The sequence below is a fragment of the Streptomyces sp. JLYT201 genome (assembly GCF_059448825.1).
Window position 1 is genome coordinate 996,768 of record NZ_CM182551.1, and the last position, 17,125, is coordinate 1,013,892.

Annotated in this window: 18 protein-coding genes; 8 read left to right on the forward strand and 10 right to left on the reverse strand. The window is 74.1% G+C overall.

What is annotated here, in order from left to right:
* Window positions 1–7: 7 nt before the first annotated feature.
* Window positions 8–598: a PadR family transcriptional regulator gene (locus AC5WAM_RS04225; protein ID WP_366794826.1), complete on the reverse strand. Its 591-nt coding sequence runs from the start codon at window positions 596–598 to the stop codon at window positions 8–10.
* Between the two features lie 151 nt (window positions 599–749).
* Here AC5WAM_RS04225 and AC5WAM_RS04230 point away from each other — a divergent pair, with 151 nt between their 5' ends.
* Window positions 750–1,199 carry a nuclear transport factor 2 family protein gene (locus tag AC5WAM_RS04230; RefSeq protein ID WP_495521620.1) on the forward strand — a complete coding sequence of 150 codons (450 nt, stop codon included), beginning with the start codon at window positions 750–752 and terminating at the stop codon, window positions 1,197–1,199.
* A gap of 85 nt (window positions 1,200–1,284) precedes the next feature.
* On the opposite strand, the gene AC5WAM_RS04235 is transcribed toward AC5WAM_RS04230, so the two are convergent.
* From AC5WAM_RS04235 to AC5WAM_RS04245, 3 genes are read right to left on the reverse strand one after another with little or no spacing between them, the layout of a single operon-like run.
* On the reverse strand, window positions 1,285–2,628 hold the full coding sequence (locus AC5WAM_RS04235; RefSeq protein WP_495521621.1) for an aldehyde dehydrogenase family protein: 1,344 nt from the start codon (window positions 2,626–2,628) through the stop codon (window positions 1,285–1,287).
* Complete coding sequence (locus AC5WAM_RS04240) at window positions 2,625–3,476, reverse strand: TetR/AcrR family transcriptional regulator (RefSeq protein WP_495521622.1); 852 nt, start codon at window positions 3,474–3,476, stop codon at window positions 2,625–2,627. The genes AC5WAM_RS04235 and AC5WAM_RS04240 overlap by 4 nt, the downstream gene beginning before the upstream one ends.
* Before the next feature lie 2 nt (window positions 3,477–3,478).
* A complete protein-coding gene (locus AC5WAM_RS04245) occupies window positions 3,479–4,174 on the reverse strand; it encodes a type 1 glutamine amidotransferase domain-containing protein (protein ID WP_495521623.1) in 696 nt (231 codons plus the stop codon).
* A 204-nt stretch (window positions 4,175–4,378) separates the two neighbouring features.
* Between AC5WAM_RS04245 and AC5WAM_RS04250 the strand changes: the two genes are divergently transcribed.
* From AC5WAM_RS04250 to AC5WAM_RS04265, 4 genes are all read left to right on the forward strand, one after another.
* A complete protein-coding gene (locus AC5WAM_RS04250) occupies window positions 4,379–5,344 on the forward strand; it encodes a LysR family transcriptional regulator (protein ID WP_495521624.1) in 966 nt (321 codons plus the stop codon).
* A gap of 168 nt (window positions 5,345–5,512) precedes the next feature.
* Entirely contained in the window at window positions 5,513–6,016 is a 504-nt protein-coding gene (locus AC5WAM_RS04255) for a hypothetical protein (protein WP_495521625.1), read from the forward strand.
* Window positions 6,017–6,186: 170 nt separating this feature from the next.
* Complete coding sequence (locus AC5WAM_RS04260) at window positions 6,187–6,930, forward strand: sugar phosphate isomerase/epimerase family protein (protein WP_495521626.1); 744 nt, start codon at window positions 6,187–6,189, stop codon at window positions 6,928–6,930.
* The gene (locus tag AC5WAM_RS04265) at window positions 6,927–8,063 is read left to right on the forward strand and encodes a Gfo/Idh/MocA family protein (RefSeq protein ID WP_495521627.1); all 1,137 of its coding nucleotides are present in this window, start codon (window positions 6,927–6,929) and stop codon (window positions 8,061–8,063) included. Before AC5WAM_RS04260 ends, AC5WAM_RS04265 begins: the two co-directional genes overlap by 4 nt.
* Window positions 8,064–8,086: 23 nt before the next feature.
* On the opposite strand, the gene AC5WAM_RS04270 is transcribed toward AC5WAM_RS04265, so the two are convergent.
* The 3 genes from AC5WAM_RS04270 to AC5WAM_RS04280 form a co-directional block, all read right to left on the reverse strand.
* Window positions 8,087–8,677, reverse strand: a complete 591-nt coding sequence (locus AC5WAM_RS04270) for a PadR family transcriptional regulator (RefSeq protein WP_495521628.1) — start codon at window positions 8,675–8,677, stop codon at window positions 8,087–8,089.
* Window positions 8,678–8,730: 53 nt separating this feature from the next.
* A complete protein-coding gene (locus AC5WAM_RS04275; RefSeq protein WP_495521629.1) occupies window positions 8,731–10,761 on the reverse strand; it encodes an FAD-dependent oxidoreductase in 2,031 nt (676 codons plus the stop codon).
* Between the two features lie 162 nt (window positions 10,762–10,923).
* Window positions 10,924–11,457 (reverse strand): hypothetical protein, encoded by a 534-nt coding sequence (locus tag AC5WAM_RS04280; protein ID WP_138964632.1) that lies wholly within the window; start codon window positions 11,455–11,457, stop codon window positions 10,924–10,926.
* A gap of 351 nt (window positions 11,458–11,808) precedes the next feature.
* On the opposite strand from AC5WAM_RS04280, the gene AC5WAM_RS04285 reads away from it, so the two are divergent.
* Together AC5WAM_RS04285 and AC5WAM_RS04290 are read left to right on the forward strand one after the other, a co-directional pair.
* Window positions 11,809–12,306 (forward strand): methylated-DNA--[protein]-cysteine S-methyltransferase, encoded by a 498-nt coding sequence (locus AC5WAM_RS04285; protein ID WP_366794814.1) that lies wholly within the window; start codon window positions 11,809–11,811, stop codon window positions 12,304–12,306.
* On the forward strand, window positions 12,303–13,031 hold the full coding sequence (locus AC5WAM_RS04290) for a 2OG-Fe(II) oxygenase (protein ID WP_495521630.1): 729 nt from the start codon (window positions 12,303–12,305) through the stop codon (window positions 13,029–13,031). Before AC5WAM_RS04285 ends, AC5WAM_RS04290 begins: the two co-directional genes overlap by 4 nt.
* Before the next feature lie 11 nt (window positions 13,032–13,042).
* Here AC5WAM_RS04290 and AC5WAM_RS04295 read toward each other — a convergent pair whose 3' ends face one another.
* Entirely contained in the window at window positions 13,043–13,261 is a 219-nt protein-coding gene (locus AC5WAM_RS04295) for a hypothetical protein (RefSeq protein WP_366794812.1), read from the reverse strand.
* Window positions 13,262–13,420: 159 nt separating this feature from the next.
* Here AC5WAM_RS04295 and dnaA point away from each other — a divergent pair, with 159 nt between their 5' ends.
* Window positions 13,421–15,220: a chromosomal replication initiator protein DnaA gene (gene dnaA, locus AC5WAM_RS04300; RefSeq protein WP_495521631.1), complete on the forward strand. Its 1,800-nt coding sequence runs from the start codon at window positions 13,421–13,423 to the stop codon at window positions 15,218–15,220.
* A 13-nt stretch (window positions 15,221–15,233) separates the two neighbouring features.
* Here the strand turns inward: dnaA and AC5WAM_RS04305 are convergent, their stop codons facing one another.
* Together AC5WAM_RS04305 and AC5WAM_RS04310 are read right to left on the reverse strand one after the other, a co-directional pair.
* On the reverse strand, window positions 15,234–15,896 hold the full coding sequence (locus tag AC5WAM_RS04305) for an alpha-ketoglutarate-dependent dioxygenase AlkB family protein (protein ID WP_495521632.1): 663 nt from the start codon (window positions 15,894–15,896) through the stop codon (window positions 15,234–15,236).
* Window positions 15,893–17,050, reverse strand: coding sequence for a methyltransferase (locus tag AC5WAM_RS04310; protein ID WP_366794809.1), 1,158 nt, complete (start codon window positions 17,048–17,050; stop codon window positions 15,893–15,895). The genes AC5WAM_RS04305 and AC5WAM_RS04310 overlap by 4 nt, the downstream gene beginning before the upstream one ends.
* Window positions 17,051–17,125 lie beyond the last annotated feature (75 nt).

Sequence of the window (17,125 nt, forward strand, 5' to 3'; positions counted from 1 at the left end):
GGCCGCCTCAGGCCTCGGCCCGGCCGCTCCCCCGCCGCACGGCCCCCTCGCCCCGCGCCGCCAGCAGGTCCGCCGACCGCTCGCACCACGCGCGCGTCTCCCGCTCGAAGGCGAGCCCGCGCAGACACGTCAGATACGGTCCGATCCGCCGGCCCGTGCGCAGGAACTCCTCCTCGTCCAGGTCGCCGCGCAGCCGTCGCAGGAGCGCGGTGAGGACCTCGGTCTTGGCCTCGGCGACCCGGGCGCGCTCCCGGAGCTGCGCGATCACCGGGGTCGCGTCGACCCCGTCCACGGCCTGCACCTTGACCAGCAGGTCGTCGCGGATGAACGACGGTTTGGCAGTGTCCGCCGCGAACCGCTCCAGCTCGGCGACGCCCGCGTCCGTCACCGTGAAGAGCCGCTTGTTCGGCCGCCCTTCCTGCACCACCTCGCGCCCGGCGACCAGGCCTTCGCCCTCCAGGCGCGCCAGCTCGGCGTACAGCTGCTGCGGCAGCGCGTGCCAGAAGTTGGCGACGCCGATGTCGAACCCCTTGGCGAGCTGATAGCCGCTGAACTCGCCGTCGAGCAGTGCCGCGAGCACCGCGTGCCGCAGGGCCATGAGCCACCGCCTCCCCTTCTCCTCGCCGCCTCTTCCCTTTGCCGGTCGGCTCCCCCATCATAGTCAACGATCTGACTAGTCAGATTCTTGACTATGGAGACCGGGGCCCGGCCCCGGTGACGCCGCCCACAGTCCCTCAGGAGGTTCCACCGTGACCGCGCACCCTGCCGCAGCCGCCGCCGACCGCTTCCGCGCCGCCGTCGAGAAGCGCGAACTCGCCGCCCTGGACGACCTGTTCACTCCGGACGTGCGCTTCTACAGCCCGGTGAAGTTCCGCCCCTTCGAGGGCCGCGAGATGGTGCTCGGCCTGTTCGGCGTGCTCCTTCGCACCTTCGAGGACTTCCGGTACGTCGGGTCCTTCGAGGGCACGTCCCAGACGAGCGCCGACGGAACCGAGGCCCCTTCGGCGGTGCTGCTCTTCCGGGCGACCGTCGGCGGCAAGGAGATCCACGGGATCGACCTGCTGCACGTCGACGAGGACGGCCGGATCAAGGAGTTCACGGTGATGGTGCGGCCGCAGTCGGCCGTGGAGTCCCTCGGGCGGGCGGTGTACGCGGGCCTCGTCGCCGACGGACTGGTGCCGCCGCCCGAGGGACGGTGAGCCCCGGAGAGCCAGGCCAGGGACAACCCCGGGCTCTCCGGAGGCCCAGAAGCTCCCAGACCGTCCCAGACCGTCTCAGACGGCCTCAGGAGCCGAGCGGCACGTCCAGGCGCGCCTTGCGGTGGCTGAAGACCGCGATCGAGTGCGGCCCGTGGTAAGCGCCCATGCCGCTCTCGCCGACCCCGCCGAACGGCAGCTCGGGGACCGAGAGATGAGCCATCGGCAGCCCGAAGCCGAGCCCTCCCGACGACGTCTGCGCGGCGATGCGCTCGCGCGTGGCCGCCGAGTCGGTGAAGGCGTACAGGGCCAGCGGCTTGTCCCGGTCGTTGATGAACGCGATGGCCTCGTCCAGGTCCGCCACCTCGACGATCGGCAGGACGGGTCCGAAGATCTCCTCCCGCATGACCGGTTCGTCGGGCCGCACCCCGGCGAGCACGGTCGGCGCGATGTACTTCGCGGCCCGGTCGCTCTGCCCGCCGGTGACGACGCGGCCCGAGCCGAGCAGCGCGGACAGCCGGTCGAAGTGCCGTTCGTTGACGATGCGCCCGTACGCGTCCGACGCCGCCGGGTCAGGCCCGTACAGCTCCTCGACCGCCTCGGCCAGGTCGGCCGCGAGCGCGCGGGCGGTGTCCGGGTCGGTGAGGACGTAGTCGGGCGCCACGCAGGTCTGGCCCGCGTTCGCGAACTTGGCGCGGGCCAGGCGCCGTGCGGTCTCCGCGGTGTCGACGCCCGCGTCGACGAACACCGGTGACTTGCCGCCGAGTTCGAGCGTGACCGGCGTGAGGTGCTCGGCGGCGGCCCGCATGACGATGCGGCCCACGGTGCCGTTGCCGGTGTAGAAGATGTGGTCGAAGCGCTGCGCGAGCAGAGCCGTGGTCTCGGGCACCCCGCCCTCGACGACGGCCACGGCGTCGGTGTCCAGGTACCGCGGCAGCAGCTCGGCGATCAGCGCGGAGGTGGCGGGGGCCAGCTCGCTGGGCTTGACGACCACCGCGTTGCCCGCGGCGAGCGCCCCGGCGATGGGCACGAGGAGGAGCTGGGCGGGGTAGTTCCAGGGCGCGATCACCAAGACGACGCCGAGCGGGTCGTACTGCGTACCGGCGCGCGCCGCCTCGCCGAAGACGCCGCGCACGTCGACGTCCTGCGGGCGCAGCCACTCCTCCAGGTGCTCCAGGGTGTGGTCGATCTCGCGGACCGAGAAGTCCACTTCGGAGCGGTAGGCCTCGGCGCGGGGCTTGCCGAGGTCCGCGTGGAGCGCGTCGGCGAAGTCGTCGCGGTGCTCGGTGAGCAGCGCCCGCAGCCGGGTGAGCTGGTGCTCGCGCCAGTCGAGGGGGCGGGTGCGGCCGGTGCGGAAGGTCGCGCGCAGCCGGGCGACGAGGGCCGAGGAGTCGGCGGGAGCCGAGGGGGCGGCGGGGGCGGGGGCGTTCATGAGGTCCTCTGGAGGGGTCGGAGCGGTGGGGTGCGGTGTGGCAGCAGCCCCGTGAGCAGGGCGTCCGTGGCGGGTCGCAGCAGGCGGGCCGCGTCGGGCGCGGTTTCGAGGCCGACGACGAGGGCGAGGCAGATGTCGGCGCATTGCGCGGGCGTCGGGGCGGGGCCGGGGGCCGGGGCGGCGGGCTCTCCCGGGTCGGCGCGGGCGGCGTCGGGGCCCGCGGCCGTTTGACCGGGTGCCGCCGCCTCACGGACTTGACCGGGTGCTGCCGCTGCACGGACCGTCGCCGTTTCCCGGCCTGGCGCCGCTTCACGGCCTGGCGCCGCTTCACGGCCTGGCGCCGCTTCACGGCCTGGCGCCGCTTCACGGCCTGGCGCCGCTTCACGGCCTGGCGCCGCTTCACGGCCTGGCGCCGCTTCACGGCCTGGCGCCGCTTCACGGTCCGCCGCCGTGAACTGCTCCGTCAGGAGCGCCCGCAGCCGGGCCGTGAACGCGTCGCAGATGTCGCCGGAGAGTCGTGCGCCCGGGTCGAGGAGTTCCACGGCGTGCGGGGAGCGGCCGGTGAGGTCGAGGACCAGGTCCAGCTTCGCCGCGAGGATGCCGTGGACGCGCTCGGCGGGCGGGACCGCGGCGACGGCGGCGGCCTCGGCCCGTGCGAGCGCCCGGTCGTGCAGGCGCATGGCGAGCTTGCGGACCGCGTCGTCCTTGCCGCGCACGTACTGGTAGACCGCCGACCGTGAGACCCCCATCTCACGGGCGATGTCGTCCACTGTGGTCCGCCGCACGCCGTACCTGCTCAGGCACGCGTACGTCGCGTCGAGGGTCTCGGAGAGCCGGTCGGCGGCCACGGTCAGCCCAGCGCCTTCACGATCTCGGCGGCCAGCGGCGCGGCCGACGCCGGATTCTGGCCGGTGTACAGATTGCGGTCGGCCACCACGTACGGAGCCCACGGCTGCCCCTCCTGGAAGTCGACGCCGAGCGCCACCAGCCGGTCCTGGAGCAGCCACGGCGCACGGTCCGCGAAGCCGGACTGGGCCTCCTCAGCATTGGTGAAGGCCGTGACGCGGTAGCCCGCGAAGGGCGATCCGCCCTGTTCGTCGGCGGTGGCGAGCAGGGCCGCCGGGCCGTGGCAGACGATGCCGAGCGGCTTGCCGGACGCGAGGACGTCGCCCAGCAGGGCGCCGGAGGCGGTGTGCACCGCGAGGTCCTCCATCGGTCCGTGGCCGCCCGGGTAGAACACGGCGCCGTACTCGTCGAGCCGCACGTCCTCCAGGGCGACGGGCTGCCGCAGGGCGGTGACGCGCGCCAGGTCGGCGGCGATCGCGTCGGCGTTCTCCTGGCCGCCGTTCAGCTCGGGCGCGAGGCTCGCGGGGTCCATCGTCGGTACGACGCCGCCGGGCGTGGCGACCACCACCTCGTGCCCCGCCGCGGTGAAGGCCTGCCAGGGGGCCGAGACCTCCTCGGCCCAGTAGCCGCTCGGGTGCGCGGTGCCGTCCGCCAGCGTCCATACGGCGGAGCCGGTCACCACCATCAGGATCTTCGCCATGCCTGTCTCCTCTGCTGCCACGCGGATCTGTGCCACGCGGATCTGTGCCGCACGGATCTGCTGCCGCGCGGATCCACTGCTGTGCGGACCCGCTGCCGCACGGTTCCGCTCCCGCACGGACTGACGTTTCGTACGCGAAGTGTCAGTGCGTCCAGACCTCGACCGTAGACCCGCCTCCCATAGAGAGCCAATAGGATCTCCGGCATGGCCCATAGGAATTCCGATGGCACTGGGGTCGAGGGCGTGAGCGCCTCGCAGCCGCCCCGCGCGCCGCTCGACCTGTCGCTGCTGCGCACCTTCCTCGCGGTGCACCGCTCCGGTTCGTTCACCGCGGCCGCGCGACTGCTCGGCCTGTCCCAGCCGACGGTGACGACGCAAGTCCGCTCCCTGGAAAAGCAGTTGGGCCGGGAGCTGTTCGAACGGCGGCCGCGCGGGGCCGTGCCCACGTCGGTCGCCGACGAACTGGCCATCCAGGTGGCGGGGCCCCTGGACGCCCTGGCCGCGGTGGCCGACCGCGGGCCGCTCGCCACCGAGCGGACGCCGGACCCGGTGCACCTGGCGGGCCCCGCCGAGCTGGTGTGCACCCGGGTCCTGCCCGCGCTCGCCCCGCTCACCGACCAGGGGGTTCGCCTCCGGGTCACCATGGGCCTGACCGACGAGCTCCTCGACGGGCTGCGCGGCGGCCGCTTCGACCTGGTGATCTCCACGATGCGGCTGCGCGGCCGCACGCTCAGCGCGGTGCCGCTCGCCGACGAGGAGTTCGTGCTCGTCGCCTCGCCCGCGTGGGCGCGGCGGATCGGCCCGGAGCGCGTCGCGGCCGACGGTGCCGCCGCGCTGCGCGGGGTGCCGCTCGTCGCGTACGCCGACGACCTGCCGATCGCCCGCCGCTACTGGTGGCACGTCTTCGGCGAGCGCCTGACCGCGCGGCCCGCCCTGACGGTGCCGGACCTGCGCGGGGTCCGCTCGGCGGTCGCGGCCGGGGCGGGGATCTCGGTCCTGCCGCGCTACCTGTGTCTGGAGGAGCTGGCCGCGGGCACGCTGGTGCCGCTGCTCCTTCCGGAGGACCCGCCGATCAACACCGGCTACCTGGCGCAGCGCCCGGGCACGCCGCGCAACCCGCACGTCCTGCTCGTGCGTGACAGGCTGCTGCAGGCGGCCCCGTCCTGGTGACGACCGGTCAGCCGTCGGCCGGACGAAGGATCCCGTCACCTGCCCGGAGGCAGTCCGCATGCGGCGCGGCCCGACGGCACGTTGGCTCGTCGTCAGGCAGCACGGGCGCTCCCCCATCGCGGCGGCGCACGGAACGTACCGCCTCCCGTGCCGCCGGAGGGCAGACTCATGCGTATTCACCGGATATCCCTTCGCTCCGGCCTGACCGTCGCCGCCGTCGCGCTTCCCCTGGCCCTGAGCGCCCCCGCGGCGCTCGCGGCACCGGGGATCACCGTGACCGTCAACGGCACCACCGTGCAGGCCACCACGGCCGCCTGTCCCAGCGGGGGCAAGGCCGCGCTGCTGAGCAACGGCGCGGCCGACTTCGCCCAGGGCCGGCAGGTGGACCTGGCGGGCGGCAGCGCCTCCTGGCAGAACGTGACGGCCGGCACCCATACGGTCGTGGTGATCTGTCAGGACGGTTCGACGGCGGGCTCGCAGACCGTCACGGTCTCGGGCGCGCCGACGGCGTCGTCGACGACGGCCCCCGCACGCGGGGTACGCGGCGGCTTCGGCGGCGCGGTCGAGGACTACGGCACGGTCACGCTCGCCGCGGGCGGCGCCCTGGTCGTCTCGGCCCTGGGCGGCGGCGCCTGGTACCTGCGCCGCCGTACGGTCCGCGGCCGCTTCTGACACCCCTTCCCCTTGGAGCCGGGCAGCCGGTCCGGCTCCCCGAACCGCGGCAGGCCGGGCCCTCGGGCCCGGCCTGCCGTCGTAGGGGCCGGTCCTCCTCGTGCCCCCGGCGCCCTTGTTCACGCGGCCCGCGCGCCTTACCGTCCTCCCAGCCGACTGGGAGGGCCGCCATGCCACGACCGCTCAGCGTCCAGCTGTACTCCGTGCGCGACGAGCTCGCCGCCGACCGGGCGGGGACGCTGGAGCGCCTCGCGGCGATGGGGTACGGCGCGGTGGAGGCCTTCGACGTGACCGACGACGCGCCGGGGCTCGCCCGGATCGCCGAAGGCGTCGGCCTCGCCGTCTCGGGCGCGCACGTCGGCCACGCCCTGGCCGGGGACCCGGGCCCCGTCTTCGACGCCGTCGCCGCGCTCGGCACCGGTCTCGCCGTCGTCCCCGCGGGCTTCCCGCACGAGGACTTCACGACGCGCGACGGGCTCGCCCGGGTCGCGGACCGCCTCAACTCCCTCGCCCGCCGGGCCGCCCGGCACGGGCTGCGGCTCGGCTACCACAACCACTGGTGGGAGGTGGAGCCGCGGCTCGACGGCGAACACGCCCTCGACGTGCTCGCCGGGCTGCTCGACCCGGACGTGTTCCTGGAGGTCGACACCTATTGGGCGGCGGTCGGCGGCGCGGACGTGCCCGCGCTCCTCGGCCGCCTCGGCGACCGCGTGGAGGCCCTGCACCTCAAGGACGGCCCCGGCACCAAGGACGACCCGAACGTCGCCGTCGGCGGCGGCACCATGCCGGTGCCCGAGGTCCTCGCGGCGGCCCCGGACGCCTGGCGGGTGGTCGAGTTCGACGCGTGCGCGGGCGACCTGCTCGGCGAGCTGGCCGCGAGCCGCGTCTACGTCAGCGCCCTGGAGGCGGCGTGAGCGCGGACCCGGTCGGCGTCGCGGTCGTCGGCGCGGGCGTCATCAGCGCGGAGTACCTGCGGACCCTGGGCCGCTTCCCCGACGTGCGGCTCCTCGCCGTCGCGGACCTCGACCGGGAACGGGCGGCCGCCGCGGCCCGCACCCACGGCCTACCGCTGCACGGCGACGTGCCCACCGTCCTCGCGGAGCCGGACGTGGAGCTCGTGGTGAACCTGACGGTGCCCGCGGCGCACGCACAGGTCGCGGCCGCGGCGCTGCGCGCGGGCAAGCACGTGTACGGCGAGAAGCCCCTGACGCCGACGCCCGTGGAGGCGGAGAAGCTCATCGCCGACGCGTCCGAACGCGGGCTGCTGCTCGGCGGCGCCCCGGACACGTTCCTCGGCGCGGGCCTGCAGTCGGCCCTCCGTGCCGTCCGGGCGGGTCACATCGGCACGCCCGTGGCGGCGACGACGGCGGTGCAGAGCCTGGGCCCGGAATCCTGGCACCCGGACCCGGCGTTCTTCTACCAGCCGGGCGCGGGGCCCCTGTTCGACGTCGGCCCGTACTATCTGACGGCCCTGGTGGCGCTGTTCGGCTCCGTGTCGAGGGTCGCGGCGACGGCGGCGCGGGCCCGCGCGCGGCGCACGGTCGGCTCGGGCGCGAGGGCCGGGCAGTCGTTCCCGGTCGACGTGCCGACGCACGTGAGCGCGCTGCTCGCGTTCTCCTCGGGAGCGAGCGCCAACGCGACGTTCAGCTTCGACAGCGCACTGCCTCGCATCCGCTTCGAGGTCACCGGCACGGAGGGCACCCTCGCCGTGCCGGACCCGAACACCTTCCGCGGCCCGCTGCGGCTGCGGCCGAACGGCTCCGACGACTGGCGCGAGCTGCCCGTCCGCGGCCGGACGGACGGCCGCGGCCTCGGCGTCCTGGACATGGCCCGCGCGATCCGCGCCGGGGCGGGGCGGATCACGCCCGACACCCAGAGCACGCACCGCGCGTCGGGCGCCCTGGCCCTGCACGTCCTCCAGACCATGACGGCGATCACCGAGTCCGCCGAGCGGTCGGCGTTCACCTCGCTCGCCACCCAGGTCGTTCCCCCGGCGCCGCTGCCCGAGGACTGGGACCCGACGGCGGCGACCCTCACCGGGCCTTGACGACCGCCGCGTCAGGCCGCGCGTCAGGCCTCACCCGCACGGTCGTGGACCTCGTCCGCGCGGGCTGAGCGGCCGTCGGGCCGGGGCGCTGCCAGTTCGTCGAGCGCCCGGGCCAGCCACCGCGTCCAGAACGTCTCCAGGTCGATCCCGGCCCGCAGCACCAGGTGCCGCAGCCGGTCCTCGACCGCGTCGCTGCCGGGCGGGAAGTCGCGGCGCTCGATCTCCTCGTACTCCGCCAACTGACGCCGGTGGAGTACGAGGTGGCGGCGCAGGTCCTCCTCGATGCCGGCCGTGCCGACGACGGCCGCCGCCCGCAGCCGCAGGAGCAGCGCGTCGCGCATCGGCTTGGGGTCCTGGCCCGCCGCGGTCCAGCGGGACAGCTCGGCGCGGCCCTCGGGCAGCACCTCGTACTGCTTCTTCTGGCCGCGGCTCGCCGTCGCGGCGGGCAGCGCGCGGATCAGCCCGTCCCGCTCCAGCCTGCCGAGGTCGCGGTAGATCTGCTGGTGCGTGGCGGACCAGAAGTAGCCGATGGACCGGTCGAAGCGCCGGGTCAGCTCCAGGCCCGACGACGGCTTCTCCAGCAGGGCGGTGAGGATCGCGTGCGGCAGTGACATGCGGGCATCCTAGGGACGCGGCGCGGCCGGGCGTCCGGCCGCGCCCGGCCCGCTCACAGCGCGGCGGCCAGCTCCGTGCCCTGCTTGATGGCGCGCTTGGCGTCCAGCTCGGCCGCGACGTCGGCGCCGCCGATGAGGTGCGCGCTCACCCCCGCGGCGAGCAGGGCCTCGTACAGGTCGCGCCGGGGTTCCTGGCCGGTGCACAGCACGACCGTGTCCACGGGGATGGTGCGCGCGGCGCCGTCGACCGTGAGGTGCAGGCCCTCGTCGTCGATGCGGTCGTAGCGGGCGCCCGCGACCATCTCGACGCCCCGGTGGCGCAGCTCGGCGCGGTGGATCCAGCCGGTGGTCTTGCCGAGGCCGCCGCCGACCTTGGACGTCTTGCGCTGGACGAGGTGGACGGTGCGCGGCGAGAGCGGCCGCTCGGGCGCGGTCAGCCCGCCGCGCTCCCGGTAGTCCATGTCGACGCCCCAGTGCTTGAAGTACGTGGCCGGGTCCAGGGCGGCCTTGTCGCCGCTGTCGGTGAGGTACTCGGCGACGTCGAAGCCGATGCCGCCCGCGCCGACGATCGCGACCCGGTCGCCGACGGGCGCGCCGTCGCGCAGCACGTCCAGGTAGCCGACGACGCTCGGGTGGTCGACGCCGGGGATGTCCGGGGTGCGGGGCGTGACGCCGGTGGCGACCACCACCTCGTCGTACCCGGCGCCGGTGAGCCGGTCCACCGTGACGTGGGTGTTCAGCCGTACGTCCACACCGCGCAGGTCGAGCTGGGTGCGGTAGTAGCGCAGCGTCTCGTCGAACTCCTGCTTGCCGGGGACCTTGCGGGCCACGTTCAGCTGGCCGCCGATCTCGGCCGCGGCGTCGTAGAGCGTCACGTCGTGGCCGCGCTCGGCGGCAGAGACGGCGCAGGCGAGCCCGGCGGGGCCCGCGCCGACGACGGCGACGCGCTTGGTGCGGCGGGTCGGCGCGAGGACGAGCTCCGTCTCGTGGCAGGCGCGCGGGTTCACCAGGCAGGAGGTGATCTGGAGGTTGAAGGTGTGGTCGAGGCAGGCCTGGTTGCAGCCGATGCAGGTGTTGATGGCGTCGGGCTGCCCCTGGCGCGCCTTGGCCACGAAGTCCGGGTCGGCGAGCAGCGGGCGGGCCAGGGAGACCATGTCGGCGGCGCCGTCGGCGAGCAACTGCTCGGCGAGCTCGGGGGTGTTGATGCGGTTGGTCGTCACCAGCGGCACGGACACCTCGCCCATGACCTTCTGGGTGACGAAGGTGTAGGCGCCGCGCGGCACGGAGGTCGCGATGGTGGGCACGCGGGCCTCGTGCCAGCCGATGCCGGTGTTGATGATGCTGGCGCCCGCGGCCTCGATCTCCTTGGCGAGCAGGACGACCTCGTCGAGCGTGGAGCCGCCGGGCACGAGGTCCAGCATGGACAGGCGGTAGACGATGATGAAGTCCTCGCCGAGGCGCTCGCGCGTGCGCCGCACGATCTCGACGGGGAAGCGGATGCGGTTCTCGTAGGCACCGCCCCAGCGGTCGGTCCGCCGGTTGGTGGGGGCCGCGATGAACTCGTTGATCAGATAGCCCTCGGAGCCCATGATCTCGACGCCGTCGTAGCCCGCGTGCCGGGCGAGTTCGGCGGTGCGGACGAAGTCCTCGATGGTCCGCTCGACCTCGTCGTCCGTCAGGGCGCGGGGCGGGAACGGGCTGATCGGTGCCTGGAGCGCGCTCGACGCGACCAGGTCGGCGTGGTAGGCGTACCGCCCGAAGTGCAGGATCTGCATCGCGATCCGGCCGCCCTCGCGGTGCACGGCGGCGGTGATCGGCGCGTGCTGCTCGGCCTCGGCCTCGGTGGTGAGCTTGGCGCCGCCCTCCCAGGGGCGCCCCTCCTCGTTCGGCGCGATGCCGCCGGTGACGATGAGGCCGACGCCGCCGCGCGCCCGGGTCGCGTAGAACTCGGCCATGCGCGCGAACCCGCCCGGCGCCTCTTCGAGGCCCACGTGCATGGAGCCCATGAGGACCCGGTTGGGCAGCGTGGTGAAGCCCAGGTCGAGCGGGCTGAGCAGATGCGGGTAGCGGCTCGGGGAGTCCATGCGGCCTCTTTCGTCCACGGGTGCGCGAAGTCGTCAGGACAGTTGTAGGCCAGCCCCATCCCTTATGCAACTAGTTGCACAATGGGCGGGACGCAGCTCACACCGGCCGGACGGGCCGGGGCGGGGTCCCGCCCCGCACCCGACGGCCGCCCCCGCAGGGCCTCACTCCCCCTGCGCCTTGTCCTGGAGGAACCGCTCCACCTCGCTGGCCACGCCCGCCTTGGCCGTGGACGCCCGGGCGCCCGCGCGCGTCGACGCCTCGTGCACCCCGAGGCCGCCGACCCACACGTAGCCGAACGACGGCTCGCCGTCGAGGCGCGGGCTGACCTGGACGTCCACCTGCTTGAGCTTGGTCACGGGCGCCGCCGCGTAGAGGGTCGCCGTGACGCGGCGCTGCGGATACAGATTGAAGTCCCGGATGACCACCGAGCCGTACTCGTCGACGAACGCGCCGTGGCCGTCGCGGCCCACGCGCACGTCGAAGTGCCACGGATGGTCGTGCAGATCGATGGTGACGAACTCGGAACCGCGGTTCTCGAAGGTGACGTCGAAGGCGACGTAGGTCAGGCCCTTGGCGTCATCGTCCCGGCCGCGCTTGGGAGTGGCCCGCTTGAGGCCGTGCACCCGCACGCGCAGCCCTGCCAGTTCGTCGGACTGGTACTCCTGCCAGTCCCCGACGACGTTCGGTACGTCCATCATCCCCACCCTTCGGTCGGCACAAGGCTAGAACGGGCTGCCCCTCGGACCTTTCCCCACTTGATCACTACCGGCCGGAGCGGCAGGTTATCCCCGGGCGCACGCGTGACCGATGACTTCTCGCCGCCGCCACGGACCGCCCGGACGCCCCCGGCGGCCCGCACCGCGCGGGTCCTCGCCGCCGCGCTCGGCCGCCGGTCCTCCGACGTGCGCAGGGCCCCGTGACCGCCGTGTCCGAAAACCGCCAGCCGCGACTTCGCGCGCGACGCACACTGATCACAGGGACACGCTCCCCCGATCCCCTCCGGGCCACCGGAGGCGATCTCGAACCCCTCGGAGAGGACCGGCGCGATGACCGTCTACACCACACTGGACAGCCCGCTGGGCGAACTGCTGCTCGTCGGCGAGCCCTCGGCCACCGCCAAGGGCGGCACGGCACTCGCGTCGCTCTCCATGCCGGGGCAGAAGGGCGCCGTGGCCGTCCTGGACGACTGGGTCCGTGACGACGAGGCGTTCGCCGCGATCACCGACCAGCTGCGCGCGTACTTCGCGGGCGCGCTGACGCAGTTCGACATCGAGTACGCCACCGGGTCAGGCACGGACTTCCAGCGCAGGGTCTGGGACGCCCTGGACTCCGTGCCGTACGGCACCACCACCACGTACGGGGCGCTCGCCGCGCGGCTCGGCCTGTCGCGCGCCGCCGTCCGCGCCCTGGGCACCGCCATCGGCCGCAACCCGCTGCTCGTGGTGCGCCCCTGCCACCGCGTGATCGGCGCGGACGGCTCGCTGACCGGCTACGCGGGCGGCCTGGACCGCAAGCGGCGGCTCCTGGACCTGGAGGCGGCATGACCAGGGCCGCGCCCACCACCGACGGGCCCGCCGCCCGGGTCGCCGCCACGGACTGGGCCGGTGCCGCCGCCGAGCTCGACGCCCACGGCTGCGCCCTCACCCCCCGGCTCCTGGACCCCGAGGCGTGCCGGTCGATCGCCGCCCTGTACGACGAGACGGAGCTGTTCCGCAAGACCGTCGACATGGCACGGCACCGCTTCGGCTCCGGCCAGTACCGCTACTTCGGCCACGACCTGCCGCGCCCGGTCGCCGAGCTGCACGCCGCGCTCTACCCCGCGCTCCTGCCGCTCGCCCGGGACTGGGCGGCCCGCCTCGGCCGCCCCGCCCCGTGGCCCGACAGCCTCGACGAGTGGCTCGACCGGTGCCGCGCGGGGGGCCAGTCCCAGTCCTCGCAGATCCTGCTGCGCTACGAGGCGGGCGACTGGAACGCGCTGCACCGCGACCTCTTCGGCGACCTGGTCTTCCCGCTTCAGGTCGTCATCGGCCTCGACGTCCACGGCGACGACTACACCGGCGGCGAGTTCCTGCTCGTCGAACAGCGCCCCCGCGCCCAGTCCCGGGGCACCGTCACCGTGCTCCCCCAGGGGCACGGCCTGGTCTTCACCACCCGTGACCGCCCGGTGCGCTCCGCCCGCGGCTGGTCGGCGGCCCCGGTCCGGCACGGCGTGAGCACGGTCCGCTCGGGCCTGCGGCGCTCGCTCGGCCTGGTGTTCCACCTCGCCTAGGGCCCCCGCGGCTACTCACGGCGTTCGGACGCGCGCGGGTCGGCCGTGCCCCGCTCGGCCGGGGGCCGTGGCGCGCCGTCCTGGCGCTGCCAGGCGGCGTACAGCGTGGAGAGCCCGATCGCGACCGTGGACACCGCCTCGGCCTCGATCCCGCACCGGACGAGGACGACTCCGGTCCCCAGGACCGCGAGGAATACGGCGAGATCGGTTCGCCGCCGTGGAAGGTGCATCGCTGAGCCTCTCTGAAATCCCTTGTAGTGACTACTGCCTGATGTTGCGTCAGGCAGCAATCAGACTGTTGGGGGTGCGGGGTGTTGCGGTAGGCGGCACAGTTGCCACGTGTCGCAACACCGGGCGACAGCAGCCGACAGGGAACACAAGGAGGGGGCATGGGCAGCCTCGTGCCGCTGGGCGGGGAGCTTCCCGACGAGTCGCGGGCGCTCGCCGAGGCGCTGCGCTCCCTCTTCGACGGGCTCGGTCTCAGCGTCCGCCGGTACGCGGCCCGGCGGAGCTGGGACGCCGGGTCCCTGTCCCGCTTCCTCAACGGGACCCGCGTCCCCACCTGGGAGTTCATCAACTCCCTCTTCCACGACGTGGCCGAGCACCAGGGCCGCACGCCCACGCCCGAGGCCATGGAGCTGCTCCGCCGGCTGCACCGCGAGGCCCTGGCCCGCAACGGCTCCCCGCTGCACCGGGTGCAGCTCCTCGAGGACCAACTGGCCGAGGCCGACCGGCAGTCCACCCGCTCGGCGGCTCTGGTCCGCGCGCTCGAAGGGGCGTTGGTCGACGCGCAACACCGCGCGGCGGACCTGGAGGTACAGATCGGACAGCTGCGGGCACACCAGAGCCGCGAGCACGCCGACACGGACGCGGTGCTCGAACTGTACGAGGACCAGCTCGCCGGGCTCCGCAGGGAACGGCAGTCCCTCATCCAGCAGGTGGAGGCGCTCGGCGAGGAGCTCCGCGAGGCCCATGCCCGCCGCGTCGAGGCGGAGGAGCGCTGCGAGGAGCTGGAGCGCCAGCTGATCACTGCCGAGGAGCACGGGCAGGACGACGAGAGTGACGCCGCGCCCCGCCCCGAGGAGAGCCGCGAGGAGCCCGAGGACGGCTTCCCGGACACCGGCCCCGCCGCGGCGGCGGCGCCCCGGTCACGCCCCCGTACGCCCGGCGGGAAGACCCACCCCGGATGGCTCAACCCCGGCTTCGTCTTCGACACCTTCATCGTCGGCGCCTCCAACCGCTTCGCCAACGCGGCCGCCCTCGCCGCCGCCAAGCGACCCGGCCGCGCGTACAACCCCCTGTACATCTACGGCGCTTCGGGGATCGGCAAGACGCACCTGCTGCACGCCACCGCGCACTACGTACACGCTCTGCACCCCGGCCTCCGCGTCCGCTACGTGCACGCGGAGGACTTCAAGCCCCAGGGCGAGTACCGGAACGCGGACGTCCTGCTGGTCGACGACCTCTACTTCCTGATGCACCACAGGTCGACGCGCGAGGAGTTCTTCCACACCTTCAACGCGCTCCACAAGGCCGGGAAGCAGATCGTGCTCTCCTCCGACCGGCCGCCCAAGCAGCTGCCGAACCTCGAGGACTGGATGCGCAGCCGTCTGGAGTGGGGCCTGATCACCCACGTCAATCCGCCCGAGCTGGAGACGCGCGTCGCGCTCCTGCGCCGCAAGGCCGTCGCGGACGGGCTCGACACCCCGCCGGAGGTGCTCGAGTTCATCGCCACCCGCACCCTGCGCAACATCCGCGAGCTGGAGGGCGCCCTGAACCGGGTGACCGCGTTCGCCAACCTCAACCGGCAGCCGGTGGACCTCGGCCTGACCGAGATCGTCCTCAAGGACCTGGTCCCCGACCGCGGGCCGTCGCGCGGGGAGCGGGTCGGGCAGTTGATCATCGCCGTGACCTCCGACTACTTCGGCCTGGCCGAGGGCGACTTGTGCGGCACGTCGCGCAGCCGGGTCCTGGTGACGGCACGCCAGATCGCCATGTACCTGTGCTGCGAGCTGACCGACATGTCGCGGCCGAAGATCCGCGAGCTCTTCAAGCGGAGCGACCCGAGCACCGTGGACCACGCGGACCGCAAGATCCGCGCGCTGATGGCGGAGCGCCGCTCCATCTACAACCAGATCACCGAACTCACCCTGCGGATCAAGGACGCCGCCGACGAGCTGGCCGACTGACCGGGGCGGCGCCTCAGCCGAGCCCGCCCACCCGCAGCGTGACGTTCAGCCGCCCCGTCAGGCCGAGCCCCGGCGGCGCCGTACCGGCGTGGATCTTCGGCACGCCGTGGTACGCGAGACGGGACGGGCCGCCGAACACCACCAGGTCACCGCTGCGCAGCTCGACGTCCGTGTACGGCCGCGAACGCGTCTCGGTGTTGCCGAACCGGAAGACGCACGCGTCCCCGAGGCTCAGCGACACCACCGGCGCGACGGACTTCTCGTCGCTGTCGCGGTGCATGCCCATGCGGGCGTCGGCGTCGTAGTAGTTGACGAGCGCGATGTCGTACGCGAGCGGGGCGTCACCGTCCGCGCCGTCGTCTCCGTACGCGTCCCGCACCGCGGCGCGCCCCAGCTCCGCGAGCCAGGCGGGCATCGGCTTCACCGGCGCGCCGTCGCCGTCGACGACGGTGCGCGCGTAGCCGTACGGATACCAGTGCCAGCCGAGGCACAGCTGCCGGGCGGTCATCGTGCCGCCGCCCGGCAGGTGGACGGTGCGCAGGCCCGCGGGCGGGCGCGCCCAGGCGCGGCAGGCGGCGAGGAGCTCCCGCTGGCGGTCGGGGCCGAGCCAGCCGGGCACGTGCACCGCGCCCGGGGCCACCTCGCCGCGCTCGCGCGGGAACAGCTCGTCGGTCATGGGCGCCGTACCGCCCGAAGGATCACGAACTTGCGGTTGCTGGCGGCGACTTCGACGTTGCCGAAGAGGCGCTTGAGCCGTACGTGGTAGCCGAGGTGGCGGTTGCCGACGACCCACAGCTCACCGCCGGGCCGCAGCGCGGCGCGGGCCCCGCGGAACATGCGCTGGGCCGTCGCGTCGGTCGTGGCCTGGTGGCTGTGGAAGGGCGGGTTGTTCAGGACGAGGTCCACGGACGCGGCGGGCATCGCCGTCAGCGCGTCCCCGGCCAGGAACTCCGCCTTCGCGGCGGCCGAGTTGGCCTGGAACGTCGCCTCGGCCGAGGCGACGGCCTGGTACGACTCGTCCACGAACGTGACCCGGGCCCCGGGGTTGGCGACCGCCGCGGCCGTGCCGAGCACGCCGTTGCCGCAGCCCAGGTCCACGATGTGGGCGTCGCCGTGGCTCGCGGGCAGGTGCTGGAGGAAGAACCGGGTGCCGATGTCGAGGCGCTCGGCGCAGAAGATGCCCGCGTGGTTGACGGCGGTCAGGCCCGCGCCCGCCCCGGAGTCGGCGGGCAGGACGTACCGGCGCGGCCAGGGACCGCTCTCGTGGGCCCGCTCCGGGTCCGGCGTGGTGTGGATCAGCCGGGCCTTCTGCCGGGCCAGCGAGGTGCGGGTCGGGCCGATGATCCGCTCGAAGAGATCGAGGGTCGAGGTGTGGATCTCGGTAACCATGCCGGTGCCGACGACGACGGTGCCCGCGTGCAGGGACGGGGCGATCCGGTGCAGCTGGTCCTCCAGGAGAGCGAGGCTCTTGGGCACCCGGACCAGGAGCACGTCCACCCGCTCCGGCGGCGCGTCCCGCGTCGTGAGCAGCCGGGCCGGGTCCGGCGCGTGCCCGGCCCGCTCCAGGTTGGCGAGGGTCGCCTGCCTGCCGAGGAAGGAGTCGGTGATCTGGACGGGCCGGTGCGCGGCGAGCACCGTGGTCAGCGCGCCCCAGCGGTCACCGATCACGGCCACGGTGCCGTCGAGGGCGACCGGCGCGCCACCTTCCTCTCCCGCCAGGTGGCGCAGCAGATAGGCGTCGGCGGCGGACCAGGCCCGCAGCTGGTCGCGGGGGTCCTCCGGGAAGCGTGTGAGGTCGTACGCGCCCCATGACGTGCTCAAACGGTTCATCGTGCCCTCAGGCTACTGGTCCGCGCCCGGCGGCGCGGACCCGGCCGCTTCGCGGCGGCGGGACCTCCGGTCGTC

Bases quoted from the DNA above. Each gene is read 5' to 3' on its own strand.
- AC5WAM_RS04225 (WP_366794826.1), bottom strand. From the start codon at position 598: ATGGCCCTGCGGCACGCGGTGCTCGCGGCACTGCTCGACGGCGAGTTC.
- AC5WAM_RS04235 (WP_495521621.1), bottom strand. From the start codon at position 2,628: ATGAACGCCCCCGCCCCCGCCGCCCCCTCGGCTCCCGCCGACTCCTCG.
- AC5WAM_RS04245 (WP_495521623.1), bottom strand. From the start codon at position 4,174: ATGGCGAAGATCCTGATGGTGGTGACCGGCTCCGCCGTATGGACGCTG.
- AC5WAM_RS04250 (WP_495521624.1), top strand. From the start codon at position 4,379: ATGGCCCATAGGAATTCCGATGGCACTGGGGTCGAGGGCGTGAGCGCC.
- AC5WAM_RS04255 (WP_495521625.1), top strand. From the start codon at position 5,513: ATGCGTATTCACCGGATATCCCTTCGCTCCGGCCTGACCGTCGCCGCC.
- AC5WAM_RS04260 (WP_495521626.1), top strand. From the start codon at position 6,187: ATGCCACGACCGCTCAGCGTCCAGCTGTACTCCGTGCGCGACGAGCTC.
- AC5WAM_RS04270 (WP_495521628.1), bottom strand. From the start codon at position 8,677: ATGTCACTGCCGCACGCGATCCTCACCGCCCTGCTGGAGAAGCCGTCG.
- AC5WAM_RS04275 (WP_495521629.1), bottom strand. From the start codon at position 10,761: ATGGACTCCCCGAGCCGCTACCCGCATCTGCTCAGCCCGCTCGACCTG.
- AC5WAM_RS04280 (WP_138964632.1), bottom strand. From the start codon at position 11,457: ATGGACGTACCGAACGTCGTCGGGGACTGGCAGGAGTACCAGTCCGAC.
- AC5WAM_RS04285 (WP_366794814.1), top strand. From the start codon at position 11,809: ATGACCGTCTACACCACACTGGACAGCCCGCTGGGCGAACTGCTGCTC.
- AC5WAM_RS04290 (WP_495521630.1), top strand. From the start codon at position 12,303: ATGACCAGGGCCGCGCCCACCACCGACGGGCCCGCCGCCCGGGTCGCC.
- AC5WAM_RS04295 (WP_366794812.1), bottom strand. From the start codon at position 13,261: ATGCACCTTCCACGGCGGCGAACCGATCTCGCCGTATTCCTCGCGGTC.
- dnaA (WP_495521631.1), top strand. From the start codon at position 13,421: ATGGGCAGCCTCGTGCCGCTGGGCGGGGAGCTTCCCGACGAGTCGCGG.
- AC5WAM_RS04305 (WP_495521632.1), bottom strand. From the start codon at position 15,896: ATGACCGACGAGCTGTTCCCGCGCGAGCGCGGCGAGGTGGCCCCGGGC.
- AC5WAM_RS04310 (WP_366794809.1), bottom strand. From the start codon at position 17,050: ATGAACCGTTTGAGCACGTCATGGGGCGCGTACGACCTCACACGCTTC.